This is a genomic window from Actinomyces israelii DSM 43320, assembly GCF_000711965.1.
In the GTDB taxonomy this organism is placed as follows: Bacteria; Actinomycetota; Actinomycetes; order Actinomycetales; family Actinomycetaceae; genus Actinomyces; species Actinomyces israelii.
Genome location: NZ_JONS01000010.1, coordinates 44303 through 56920, shown reverse-complemented (window position 1 = coordinate 56920; position 12618 = coordinate 44303). Strand labels below are relative to the sequence as shown.

Genomic DNA, 12618 nt, shown 5'->3' with positions numbered 1-12618 from the left:
GGTTTAGTGTGAGGCTAGCGCCTTCGGGAGGCGCGGTCAACTCCGGTGGCGCGGACCGGGCCGTGCCCCGTCCGGCCTGCTCGTGCCGGTCCCGGTCCTGCCGGCGGTGTGATCCGGTGCGTCCACGGCGGGTGGTTCGCGTGAGACGACCCGGTCGTGGCAGGGTTGACCCGCAAGAGCGGCGGCCGCGCCCGCCGAGTGGATCGAGAACAGGATTGTCCGCAGTGGAGATCTGGTACGGCTCCGGGCAGGTGCCCGCGAGGCTGAGGGATCCGCAGGGACCCGGGACGGTTGTCACCGTCGGCATATTCGACGGCGTCCACCGCGGGCACCAGGCCATCCTCGCCCGCGTCGTCGAACGCGCCAGACAGATGACCCGCCCCGGCGGCGAGCGCCCGCTGGCGGTGGCCGTCACCTTCGACCCGCACCCGGTGCTGGTTCACCGGCCCGAGACCCACCTGCCCATGGTCGCCTCCCTGACGGACCGGCTCGCGGCCCTGGCCGCCACCGGCCTGGACGCGGTCCTCGTGGTCCACTACACCCTCAGCTTCGCCGACCAGAGCCCCGAGGAGTTCGTGCGCACCTGGCTGGAGGGGCTGCTCGGGGCGCGGGCGGTCGTCGTCGGCGACGACGTGCGCTTCGGGCGCGGCAACAGCGGCGACGCGGCGCTGCTGGAGCGGATCTGCCGCGCCGACGGCCTCGAGGCGGAGATCCTCGACGACGTGCGCTCGCCCTCGGGGCGCCGCTGGTCGTCCACCTGGGTGCGCGAGCTCCTCGAGGCGGGGGACATGCGCGGCGCCGCCGAGGTCCTCGGACGCGCCCACCGCCTGCGCGGCACCGTCGTCCGCGGGCGGTGGCGCGGCCGCGAGCTGGGCTTCCCCACCGCCAACCTGGATGCGGCCAGCGCGGGCGTGGTCCCGCCCGACGGCGTCTACGCCGGCTGGCTCGTGCGCTCGCCGAGCGCCGCGGCCCCGCCCGGCTCACGGGACCGGGCGCGGCGCGAGCGGCGGCTGCCGGCCGCGATCTCCATCGGCACCAACCCCACGTTCGACGACGTGCCCCGGCGCACCGTCGAGGCGCACGTGCTGGGGCGAGCCGACCTCGACCTGTACGGGGAGGTCGTCGCCATCGAGCTCGTCGAGCTGCTGCGCCCCATGCGCGCATTCGACGGCCGAGAGCCGCTCATGACCCAGATGCGTCAGGACGTCGTCGATGCCGCTCACGTGCTGGCGGTGCCGGTTCCCGGGCCGATCCGCCCCGAGGACGTCACGGCCGGCCGATGAGGGACAGCCGAGCGCGGCTGGCGGCGCGGGCCGGGAGCGCCGCGCGCCGTCAGCCCTTGGGGTGCGCGGTGAAGAACTCCCACATGAGCTGGGAGGCGCTGATCTCCTGGGTCGTGGCTCCCAGCGCGCTGATGTCGGCCGAGGTGCCCGGCCAGGTGTGCCCGCCGTCGGTGACCGTGTAGGAGACGACCTCCGCGCCCTGGGCGCAGCCCTGGTGGGTCGTGCGCTGGACGTGCTCGGTGACCTGCTCGGTCGCCGTCTCGGTGCACTGGTCGAGATCGGCCCAGCTCTGGACGGCGGTGGCGACGTCGTAGCCCCAGCGCGGATCGCTGTTGCCGTTGTAGGGGTTGACCAGGTCGGCCGTCCCGTGGAAGGTCATGACTGACACGCCCTGAGCCGCGGCGCACTCGGTCGTGTCGACGGCGGCGGGGTCCTCGGCGCTGGGGCGGCCCGCGCGCAGGCCCGCCACCGGGGCGATGGCGGCGATCAGGTCGGGCCGGGCGCAGGCCAGGGCGGAGGCCATGCGGCCGCCGCCGGAGAAGCCGGTGACATAGACGCGCTGCGGGTCCGCGCAGCTCTCAGAGGTGAGCTCCTCGATGACTGCGGACAGGAAGGCGACATCGTCGCGCGCGTCGTCGGGCGGGAGCTGGCCGGTGGTGGTGGGGACGCCCGGGACGTTCCAGGCCCAGTTCCCGTCCGCCAGCGGACTGCTGGTCGTCATGGCGATCGCGGCGGACGGCTGCGCCACGATGAAACCGGTCTCGTCGGCGTCGGCGACGGCGTCCAGCTCGGAGATGGTGGCCTGGAAGACGCCGTTGGAGTCCGAGCCGTGCAGGTCCATGACCAGGGGCAGCGGGGTGGCGGGGTCGGCCGTCTCGGGAACGTGCACCCGCACCGGGTAGGAAATGCCGTCGAAGTCGACATCGACGGTCTGGGTCCCGCTGAGCACGCGGCTGCACTGCGTCGTGGCCGGGGCCGTGGCGGCCGGCGGGGCCTGGGACTCGCTGCTCTCCGGCGGCTCGGGGCTGGGGGTGGAGGCCGCGGGCTGCGTGGTGGTGCGCTGCAGGAACGTCGTCGCGGCGAGGAGCGCGGCGATGATGACGAGGGCGAGGCCTCCGATGAGGAAGGGACGACGTGACATGAGGTCTTCCTTGTCCGCCGGGGCTCCTGGCTACGGCTCGAGAATGGGCGGGGGACGGTCCGTGCAGACCCACCTTCCAGTGGACGAACCCGTCCCAGGGGCACGTCGAGATTATAACGACGGGGTCTCTGCGGCCGTGACGGGCCGCGCCAGCACGTGTGCGCGAGCCCACGGACCCGGCGGCGCGAGGCGGGCTCGGGCACTGGTAAAGTTGCCGCGCCGTCGATCGGCCGCGGACGTGTCATGCCCGGGAGGACCAGCCCCGGCGCTCCGCGCAACGAGAGTCAGGAGCCGCAGTGTCGATTTCCGCCAAGCGCAAGCAGGAGCTCATCGCCGAGTACGCCACCCACGAGGGCGACACGGGCTCCCCGGAGGTGCAGGTCGCCGTCCTGTCCGAGCGCATCGCCAACCTCACCGAGCACTTCAAGACCCACACGCACGACCACCACTCGCGCCGGGGCCTCTACCTGCTCATCGGTAAGCGCCGTCGTCTCCTGGACTACCTCATGAAGGAGGACATCGAGCGTTACCGCGCGCTGATCGCCCGCCTCGGCATCCGCCGCTGACGCGCCCGCGCCGCCCGCTGCCTCCCCGCCCTCGGCCGAGACCGGTCGTTTCCTCGTCGAGGCCGGTTCAGGAGTTCTGCGGGCGCCTTGCCTGCGGCCACGCGGACGGCGACGACGGGCCGGGCAGGACTGGCGCGCGCCAGCACCCCGGATGAGGAGGATGATCATGGACATTGTCGACGGGCGCCGCGACGGCGCGCAGGCGGCGGGAGCGGACCGCCCCGGGGCGCGGGCCTCCGGCGGCGGGTCCGGGACGACCGCCCCGCAGACCGCCGTCGAGGGGTCCACGACGCCGCGGCGCTCGTTCGCGCAGGCCGGGATCCGGCTCGACCGCAGCCGGTTCGCGGACGTCCTGTCCGCCTGCCTCGGCCCGTCGGCGGCGATCCAGGACGCGTGCGCGCAGATCGTCCTGGACGCCCCCCGGTGGTTCGTCGACTTCGACGCCGGCACCCTGTCCTTCGGCGAGGACTCCTACCCGGTGCAGCTCCTGGGCAGCGAGTCCTTGGCCGACGGCACGTGGATGTGGGGGTGGAACAATATCAACGGCTTCCCCGCATCCGTCCTGAAGGTGGCCGAGTGGGTCCGGGGCCTGGGCCGCGAGTGGGGCCTGAAGGAGCTGACCACCGACTGCTTCCCGCTGACAGAGGGGCTCAGCGGCCCCGGGCTCGCCGCGGTCGCCACCGTGCTGGCCCCCGGGTCCCTGTGCTACTACCGGGGCCCGCACGACGGCGGGGCCGTGCTCCTGGCCTTCTCCGGCCTCCCGAAGAGCGTCTTCGCGCCGGTCGACGCGGTCCGCTTCGCCCGCATCCTCGCCGACTGCCTCCAGGTCCCCTGCGACCACCGGATTCTCACCGAGAGCTTCCTGGCCTGGAACGGCACCGCCTACCGGTGGGAGGGGCGGCGGGTCATCGCCCGCTTCCCCGCCGAGATGGTCATCGAGTTCGACGAATCCGGGCGCCTGACGCGGATCGCGACCGCCTGAGGGGGCCGGGCCCGTCCTCCGGCCGGGCCCGGCCGGGCTCACGGCGCAGGCCTCACAGCAGCGAGCGGTAGAGGGCCTCGATGTCCTCGCGGGTCGCCGGGCGCGGGTTGCCCGGCGTGCACACGTCGTTGAAGGCGTCCTCGGTCAGGGCCGCGACGCCGGAGGCGTCCACGCCGACCTCGGAGATCCGCGTGGGGTTGCCCAGGTCGGCCGTCAGCGCCGCGACGGCCGCCACGGCGGCGGCTCGGGCGTCGGCCAGCTCCATGGCGCGGGCCCCCGCCACGCCGAAGGCCTCGGCGATGTCGCGGTACTTCTCCCCGGTGAACTCGGCGTTGTAGGCCATGACGGGTGCGAGCAGGATGCCGTTGGCCACCCCGTGCGGGGCGCCGTAGCGCCCGCCCAGGGGGTGGGCCATGCCGTGGACGAGGCCCAGGCCGACGTTGGAGTAGGCCATGCCGTTGATGTAGGCGGCCAGGCCCATCGCCTCGACGGCGTCGGGGTCGCCGTCGGCCGCGGCGCGCAGGCTCCTCGCGATCATCTGGATGGAGCGCAGGCACAGGGCGTCGCTCAGCTCCCAGGCGCCGGGGGTGATGTACCCCTCGATGGCGTGGGTCAGGGCGTCCAGGCCGGTGGCGACCTTCAGGGAGCGGGGCATGGCGTCCATGAGGTCGGGGTCGACGACGGCGACCACCGGGATGTCGTGCGGGTCCACGCACACGAACTTGCGCTTGGCGGCGGTGTCGGTGATGACGTAGTTGATCGTCGTCTCCGACGCGGTCCCGGCGGTCGTGGGCACGCCGATGATCGGCACGCCCGGGTTCTTCGTGGGGGACAGGCCCTCCAGGCTCAGCACGTCCTCGAACCCGGGGTTGGTGGCGATCACCGAGATGGCCTTGCAGGTGTCCTGCGGGGAGCCGCCGCCCAGGCCGATGAGGATCTGGGCGCCCGAGGCGCGGAAGGCGGCCAGGCCCGACTGGACCTTCTCAATGGGCGGGTTGGGGACGACGTCGGAGAAGATCTCCCAGGCGATGCCGGCGGCGTCGAGCAGGTCGGTGACGCGGGCCGCCGTCCCGTTGCCGGCCAGGACCGGGTCGGTGACGACGAAGGCCCTGGTCAGGCCGCGGCCGGTGATCTCCGCGGGGATGGCGGAGATGGCGCCGCGGCCGAAGTGACCGGTCTGGTTGAAGATCATGCGGTGGGTCATGACGGTCTCCTTAACGTGTCTTTTGAGCGTCTGCAGCCTCTGCGGCTCGTCGTCTCTCGGGCGGGGACGGCGCCTCCGGCCCGATCCGGACGGTGTGGTATGCCCACCATCACATGCGGGGCGGCCCGCGGGGCAGGCCCGAAGGTCCCTGGCTGTCGCGGCCGCGGGGCCCTACGGGGGCGGAGCGCCGGGCCCGGCCCGGTTCGCGTCCCATATCACGCCGTCACGGCGGCGCCTTCACGCCGATACCGGTACCGCCACGGTAGGATCGCCGTGCCCGTATGTGTGCGCGTGACTGCGATATCAGGGATATCAGGGCCGCACGCGCCGAGGACCGGTGAGGACCGACGTCGATGTGGCGCCGCCCCTCCGGTGCGGGCCCGGGACCCGGGAACAAGCCGTGGCCCCGGACGGCAGGAGCCGTCGGTTTTCGGTGGTGGCCTCCGGATCGGGTCGCGTCGGTCGCGGCGCGGCTGCTCCGTGGGCCTCGATCGAAGACCGCGCTCCCGTCCCAGAGGAAACCTGAGAAAGAGACGCATCGCAGATGTTCATTGACGACCCCGAGGTCACCGCCGCCGAGGCAGTGATCGACAACGGCTCATTCGGCAGGCGCGTGGTCCGCTTCGAGACCGGGCGCCTGGCCAAGCAGGCCGCCGGAAGCGCCATGGCCTACCTCGACGGCGAGACGGCCATCCTGTCCGCCACCACCGTGGGCAAGCACCCCAAGGACCAGTTCGACTTCTTCCCGCTCACCGTCGACGTGGAGGAGCGCCAGTACGCCGCCGGGCGCATCCCCGGCTCCTTCTTCCGCCGGGAGGGACGCGCCGGGACCTCCGCCATCCTCGCCTGCCGGCTCATCGACCGCCCGCTGCGCCCCTCCTTCGTCAAGGGGCTGCGCAACGAGGTCCAGGTCGTCGAGACGATCCTGGCCATCGACCCCGACGACGCCTACGACGTCCTGGCCATCAACGCGGCCTCCATGTCCACCCAGATCGCCGGCCTGCCCTTCGCCGGCCCCGTCGCGGGCACCCGCCTGGCCCTCATCGACGGCCAGTGGGTGGCCTTCCCGCGCTACTCCGAGCTCGAGCGCGCCACCTTCAACATGGTGGTGGCCGGCCGCGTCCTGGAGGACGGCGACGTCGCCATCATGATGGTCGAGGCCGGCGCCACCGAGAACGCCTGGGGACTGATCGCCGCCGGCGCCACCGCCCCCACCGAGGCCGTCGTCGCCGGGGCCCTGGAGGCCGCCAAGCCGCACATCAAGGCGCTGTGCGAGGCCCAGATGGAGGTCGCCGCCCGCGCCGCGAAGCCCACCGCCGAGTTCCCGCTCTTCCTGGACTACTCCGACGAGCAGTACGACGCCGTCGAGAAGGCGGCCCAGGCCCGCGATCTGGCCGGCGCCATCGCCACCGAGGGCAAGCAGGCCCGCGACCTGGCCATCGACAAGGTGCGCGAGGAGGTCCTGGCCGACCTCGCCGAGCGCTTCGGCACAGAGGAGGACCTCAAGGCCCTCAGGGCCGCCTTCAGGTCCGTCACCAAGAAGCTCGTGCGCCACCGCACCCTGACCGAGGGCGTGCGCATGGACGGCCGCGGCCCGAAGGACATCCGCACCCTGGCCGCCGAGGTCGAGGTCCTTCCCCGCGTGCACGGCTCGGCCGTCTTCGAGCGCGGCGAGACCCAGATCCTGGGGGTGACCACCCTCAACATGCTGCGCATGGAGCAGCAGATCGACGACCTCTCGCCGATCACGCACAAGCGCTACATGCACCAGTACGTCTTCCCGCCCTTCTCCACCGGCGAGACCGGCCGCGTGGGCGCCCCCAAGCGCCGCGAGATCGGCCACGGGGCCCTGGCCGAGCGCGCGCTCGTGCCCGTGCTGCCCGGCCGCGAGGAGTTCCCCTACGCCATCCGCCAGGTCTCCGAGGCGCTCGGCTCCAACGGCTCGACGTCGATGGGCTCGGTGTGCGCCTCCACGCTGTCCCTGCTCAACGCGGGCGTGCCGCTGCGCGCCCCCGTGGCGGGCATCGCCATGGGCCTGATGCACGAGGAGATCGACGGCGAGACCAGGTGGGCCACCCTGACCGACATCCTCGGGGCCGAGGACGCCTTCGGCGACATGGACTTCAAGGTCGCCGGCACCCGCGACTTCATCACGGCCCTCCAGCTCGACACCAAGCTCGACGGCCTGCCCAGCGACATCCTGGCCGGGGCGCTCGGCCAGGCCCGCGACGCCCGCATCTTCATCCTCGACGTCCTGGCCCAGGCCATCGACGGCCCCGACGAGATGGCCCCCACGGCCCCGCGCGTCCTGTCCGTGCGCATCCCGGTGGACAAGATCGGCGAGGTCATCGGCCCCAAGGGCAAGATGATCAACCAGATCCAGGAGGACACCGGCGCGGACCTGACGGTCGAGGACGACGGCACCGTCTACATCGGCGCCTCCGACGGCCCGAGCGCCGAGGCCGCCCGCGACGCCGTCAACGCCATCGCCAACCCGCAGATGCCCGAGATCGGCGAGCGCTTCGTCGGCACCGTGGTCAAGACCACGACCTTCGGCGCCTTCGTCTCCCTGACCCCCGGCAAGGACGGCCTCCTGCACGTCTCGCAGATCCGCCGCCTGGTGGGCGGCAAGCGCGTGGAGAACGTCGAGGACGTTCTGAACGTCGGCGACAAGGTCCAGGTCGAGCTCGCCGAGATCGACCAGCGCGGCAAGCTGAGCCTGCACGCCGTCCTGTCCGACGAGCAGCTGGCCGCCGAGGCGGAGAACAAGGCGGCGCACGCCGGCGGGGAGCGGCGCGAGCGCCGTCCGCGCCGCGAGCGCACCGAGGGTGACGGCGAGCGCCGTGAGCGCCGTCCGCGCCGGCGCCGCACCCGCACCATCGAGACCTCCGACGAGGAGGAGTGAGCGTGGGCGGCCGGTAGCCGCGCACTGACGACGGCGGGGGCCGGGCGGCGCGAGGCGGCCCGGCCCCCCGCCCCCATCCCTTCTTTCGCCGAGATCGGTCCGGTTCCGGCTCGAGATCGGTCCGGTTCCGGCTCGAGATCGGTCCGGCGCGGTGAGCCCGCGTGCCCCGCGACGCCGCGCTACGCCGTCGGCGAGGAGAACCAGTCCGGTGGACAGCGCCACCGCCGGGCCCGTTAGGCTCGCCGGGTGACCAACCCAGCCCCCTCAGCCGCCAGCGCCTTCCGGAGCGGCGCCACCAGCTACTCCGAGGTCGATCTGGCGCGCGGCGCCGCAGGCGATCCCGGCACCGAGCTGCACCTGACCGACGACGGCGCCGTGCTGCGCCGCTCGATCCTGCCCGGCGGGGTGCGCGTCATCACCGAGTCCGTGCCCGGGCTGCGGTCGGCGAGCCTGGGCATGTGGTTCGGCGTCGGGTCCTGCGACGAGGCCGTCGGGCAGGAGGGATCGACCCACTTCCTGGAGCACCTCATGTTCAAGGGCACCGCCACGCGCTCCGCCCGCGAGATCGCCGAGGCCTTCGACTTCATCGGCGGCGAGTCCAACGCCGCGACGGCCAAGGAGCACACCTCCTACTACGCGCGCGTGCAGGGCTCGGACGCCATGGGAGCCCTCGACGTCCTGACCGACATGGTGACCTCCTCCTCACTCGATCCCGCAGAGGTCGAGACCGAGCGCGGCGTCATCATCTCCGAGCTGGCCGACGCCGCCGACGACCCCGCGGACATCGCCCAGGAGGCCTTCGCCCGCGCCGCCTTCGGCGACGACACCCCGCTCGGGCGGCCCATCGGCGGCACCTACGAGACCGTCGCCGCCGTGCCGCGCGACGCGGTGTGGGAGCACTACCAGCGGACCTACGCCTCCGACTCGCTGGTGGCGGCCGTCGCCGGCGCCGTCGACCACGACCAGGTCGTCGAGCGCGTTGCCGCCGACCTCGCCTCCGCCGGCTGGGACACCACCAGCGCAGTCCCGCCGCGCCCGCGCCGCTTCGAGACCGAGCCCGATATCGCCCTGGCCGTCCACGACGTGCGCATAGAGCGGGACTGCGAGCAGTCCCACGTGTACCTGACCTGCCAGGGCATTCCCGTACGCGACGAGCGGCGCTGGGCCATGAGCGTCCTCATCACGATCCTGGGCGGGGGAATGTCCTCGCGCCTGTTCCAGGAGGTCCGCGAGAAGCGGGGGCTGGCCTACACCACCTACGCCTTCGACGCCTCCTACGCCGGGACGGGAGCGCTGGGCCTGTACGCCGGCTGCGCCCCGCAGGCGGTGGACGAGGTGTGCGCCGTCATGGTCGGCGAGTTCGAGAGGCTCGCCGCCGACGGCGTCACCGACCGCGAGCTGGCCCGCGCCCGCGGGCAGATCCGCGGCGCCATGGTGCTGGGCGGGGAGGACTCGCTGGCCCGCATGGGGCGCCTGGGGCGCAGCGAGGTGGTCACCGGCCGGCTGCGCAGCATGGAGGAGAACCTGCGGCTGCTGGGCGCCGTCACCGGCGAGGATGTGCGCCGGCTCGCCGAGTGGCTCGTGAGGCAGGAGCGCGCCCGGGCCCTGGTGGGGCCGGCCCTCTGAGAGGCGGGCCGCCGGACCGATCTCGAGCCGGGGCTGAACCGATCTCGGTGCGGAACTCGACCGATCTCGGCGGGCGGGGCGGCTAGGCTGGCGGTATGACGATTCGCGTTGCTGTCACGGGCGCCGCCGGGCGCATGGGTTCCACTGTCTGCCGGGCCGTCGAGGAGGCCGAGGGCCTCGAGCTCGTCGCCCGCCTCGACGTGGGTGACGAGATCACCGCCGCGCACCTGGGCGGCGCCGACGTGGCCGTGGACTTCACCGTCCCGGCCGTCGCCGAGGCCAATGTCCACGCCCTCATCGACGCCGGCGTGGACGCCGTCGTCGGCACCACCGGCTGGACCGAGGAGTCCTACGCCCGCGTCCGCGAGCACCTCGCCGAGCCCGGCGCCGCGGGCCGCAGCGTCCTCATCGCCCCCAACTTCGCCCTCTCGGCGGTCCTGGCCATGAGCCTCGCGGCCAGGGCGGCCCGCTACTTCGAGTCCGCCGAGGTCGTCGAGCTCCACCACCCGGATAAGGTCGACGCCCCCTCCGGCACCGCCATCGCCACCGCCCGGGGCATCGCGGCCGCCCGCGCCGAGGCCGGCCTGGGGCCCGTGCCCGACGCCACGCAGGCCGATCCGCTCGGCGCGCGTGGCGCCGTCGTCGACGGCGTCCACGTCCACGCCGTCCGCCTGCGCGGGCTGACCGCCCACGAGGAGATCGTGCTGGGCAACCCCGGCGAGCAGCTGACCATCCGCACAGACTCCTTCGACCGCGCCAGCTTCATGCCCGGCGTCATCCTCGCCGTCCGGCGAGTGGGCGAGCGGAAGGGTCTGACCGTCGGCCTGGACGCCCTGCTCGACCTGTGAGGAGGGAGACCTCAGCGAGGTCTCCCCGGGAGCGGGTCACGGAAGAGCCTCGGCGCCTGCGTCTTCCCCCCAGTCGGTCCCACCCGGGGATGGGCCGGTGCGGGAGCCGAAGAGCTCCGCAGCGGTGACCCTGCGAGGAGCTCGCCAGGTTCTTGATGCCGCGCGCAACCCAGGCAGCCGGTCCTGGAGCGTGATCTCCTCGGGTTCTTCAGCGCTCATAGTGCGGCGGCCCAGCAGTCCTCGGTGATGCCGTCACCCACCGGCAGCGCGCGGTGGGAGCCGGTCGGCTCCAGGCCCGCGCCGGCGAGCAGCCGCGCCAGCGACTCGTCCCCGCGCACGGCCCACACCGTGAGCATGGCGGCGCCGTCGTCCCGGGCCAGGTCCACGGCCGCCGCGAGCAGCCGGGAGCCGTGCCCGCGGCGCTGGTGGGCCGGCGCGACACCGAGGGCTGTGACCTCGGCGGCCGCGGCCGGCCGTTCGGCTGTGCGGGAGGGATCGCTTTCGCAGACGCCGTCAGGGCCTTCGGTGGTGACCGCCTCCGTGGGCGCGAGCCCCAGCAGCCCGACGACGGCGCCCTCCGCGGTGGCGACCAGGGCGTGGTGGGCCCGGGTCGGGGGAGCGACGACCGCGGACTCCCAGCCGGCGGCGATGACCGGGGCGGACACCATGGCCCGCACGCCCTCGGGCAGAGGCCCGTCGTGGCCGGCGGCCAGCGAGGCGAGCATGGACGCCGCGTGGACCCGGCCCATGGCCGGCAGGTCGGCCTGCGCGGCCGCGCGCACGAAGCCGCCCGCCTCGGACGGGCGCGAACCGGCCTCCGGCGCCCCCAGGCCGTCGCGGTCGGCCCCGCCGCGCCGGCAGGAGGCGGCGTGCGGGCGGCCCCCGTCGGTGCGCGCGCGGAGCCCGCCGCGTGCGCCGGCCGGCAGGCCGGAGGAGGGGTCGGCGTCGAAGACGGAGTCGGGAGGCGTCATGGCCGCGAGCCTATCGGTGGGAGGGACGGGCCGTGGGGCCGCGCAAGCACGCCATCACCGCAACCGGCGGACCTGTGCCCGATGCGCCGGGCATCCCGCTCCCGAATTCGTCGGGGCCTACGGCCGATGCTCCCGACAGAGCCCCGTTACACTGCTGGCATGAGCGCTCTTCCGACTCGTCCCTTCGGCTCCGTCGGCGTCGCTATGGTCACGCCCTTCACCCCCGAGGGGGAGATTGACGTCGAGGCCGCCCAGGCCCTGGCCGTCACCCTCGTCGAGGACGGCGCGGACATGATCCTGCTGGCCGGCACCACCGGCGAGGCCCCCACCACCCACCTGCCCGAGAAGCAGACGCTGCTGCGCGAGGTGAAGGACGCCCTCGCCGGCCGCGCCATGCTCGTGGCCGGGGCGGGCTCCAACGACACCGCCCACGCGGTGCGCATCGGCGCGGGCAGCCAGGCCGCCGGCGCCGAGGGCCTGCTCATCAACGCCCCCTACTACAACCGCCCCAGCGCCGAGGGCGTCTACCGGCACATTATGGCGGTCGTGGAGGCCACCGACCTGCCCGTCATGATCTACGACATCCCCGGGCGCACGGGCGTGAGGATCACCGACGCCACCCTGGCCCGGCTGGCCGAGCACGAGCGGGTCCTGGCGGTCAAGGACGCCACCGGCGACGTCGAGCAGGGCTTCCGGCGCATGGAGGCCACCGGCCTGGCCTACTACTCGGGCGACGACGGGCTGAACTTCGCCTGGCTGGCCCACGGCGCCTCGGGCGTGGTCTCGGTCGTGGCGCACGCCGACGCCCACTCCTGGCGGCAGATGCTCACCGAGGTCGACGCCGGGGACCTGGCCGGGGCCCGGGCGGTCGCCCGCCGCATCCGCCCGCTGGTGCAGGCGATCATGGGCGGCGGCCAGGGCGCCGTCATGGCCAAGGAGGCCCTGCTGCTGCAGGGGCGCGTCCCCTGCGCCGCCGTCCGCCTGCCGCTCGTGCGCGCCGAGGCCGACGACGTCGCCGCCCTGCGCGAGGTCCTGGACGCCTCGGGGCTGCTGTGAGCCGGCGGCCGGGAGCAGGGTCCGCCGCACGGGCGC

Annotated in this window: 10 protein-coding genes; 7 read left to right on the top strand and 3 right to left on the bottom strand. The window is 73.8% G+C overall.

Features of this window, described 5'->3' with window-relative positions:
* Positions 1 to 224 precede the first annotated feature (224 nt).
* A complete protein-coding gene (locus tag O145_RS05420) occupies positions 225 to 1283 on the top strand; it encodes a bifunctional riboflavin kinase/FAD synthetase (protein WP_043560747.1) in 1059 nt (352 codons plus the stop codon).
* A 49-nt stretch (positions 1284 to 1332) separates the two neighbouring features.
* Here O145_RS05420 and O145_RS05415 read toward each other — a convergent pair whose 3' ends face one another.
* Positions 1333 to 2424, bottom strand: a complete 1092-nt coding sequence (locus O145_RS05415) for an extracellular catalytic domain type 1 short-chain-length polyhydroxyalkanoate depolymerase (RefSeq protein WP_043560744.1) — start codon at positions 2422 to 2424, stop codon at positions 1333 to 1335.
* Between the two features lie 296 nt (positions 2425 to 2720).
* Here O145_RS05415 and rpsO point away from each other — a divergent pair, with 296 nt between their 5' ends.
* Together rpsO and O145_RS05405 are read left to right on the top strand one after the other, a co-directional pair.
* Positions 2721 to 2990 carry a 30S ribosomal protein S15 gene (gene rpsO / locus O145_RS05410; RefSeq protein WP_043560741.1) on the top strand — a complete coding sequence of 90 codons (270 nt, stop codon included), beginning with the start codon at positions 2721 to 2723 and terminating at the stop codon, positions 2988 to 2990.
* A gap of 166 nt (positions 2991 to 3156) precedes the next feature.
* Positions 3157 to 3972, top strand: a complete 816-nt coding sequence (locus O145_RS05405; RefSeq protein WP_156966610.1) for a DUF6882 domain-containing protein — start codon at positions 3157 to 3159, stop codon at positions 3970 to 3972.
* A 52-nt stretch (positions 3973 to 4024) separates the two neighbouring features.
* Here O145_RS05405 and fucO read toward each other — a convergent pair whose 3' ends face one another.
* The gene (gene fucO / locus O145_RS05400; RefSeq protein WP_043560738.1) at positions 4025 to 5176 is read right to left on the bottom strand and encodes a lactaldehyde reductase; all 1152 of its coding nucleotides are present in this window, start codon (positions 5174 to 5176) and stop codon (positions 4025 to 4027) included.
* Positions 5177 to 5720: 544 nt separating this feature from the next.
* Between fucO and O145_RS05395 the strand changes: the two genes are divergently transcribed.
* The 3 genes from O145_RS05395 to dapB all read left to right on the top strand — a co-directional run bounded on the left by O145_RS05395 (position 5721) and on the right by dapB (position 10555).
* Positions 5721 to 8081: a polyribonucleotide nucleotidyltransferase gene (locus O145_RS05395; RefSeq protein WP_043560736.1), complete on the top strand. Its 2361-nt coding sequence runs from the start codon at positions 5721 to 5723 to the stop codon at positions 8079 to 8081.
* A gap of 246 nt (positions 8082 to 8327) precedes the next feature.
* A complete protein-coding gene (locus tag O145_RS05390; protein ID WP_043560735.1) occupies positions 8328 to 9707 on the top strand; it encodes a M16 family metallopeptidase in 1380 nt (459 codons plus the stop codon).
* A 95-nt stretch (positions 9708 to 9802) separates the two neighbouring features.
* Complete coding sequence (dapB, locus tag O145_RS05385) at positions 9803 to 10555, top strand: 4-hydroxy-tetrahydrodipicolinate reductase (protein ID WP_043560734.1); 753 nt, start codon at positions 9803 to 9805, stop codon at positions 10553 to 10555.
* Between the two features lie 215 nt (positions 10556 to 10770).
* On the opposite strand, the gene O145_RS05380 is transcribed toward dapB, so the two are convergent.
* Entirely contained in the window at positions 10771 to 11526 is a 756-nt protein-coding gene (locus O145_RS05380; RefSeq protein WP_043560732.1) for a GNAT family N-acetyltransferase, read from the bottom strand.
* A gap of 159 nt (positions 11527 to 11685) precedes the next feature.
* Between O145_RS05380 and dapA the strand changes: the two genes are divergently transcribed.
* Positions 11686 to 12582, top strand: coding sequence for a 4-hydroxy-tetrahydrodipicolinate synthase (gene dapA, locus O145_RS05375; RefSeq protein ID WP_043560731.1), 897 nt, complete (start codon positions 11686 to 11688; stop codon positions 12580 to 12582).
* Positions 12583 to 12618 lie beyond the last annotated feature (36 nt).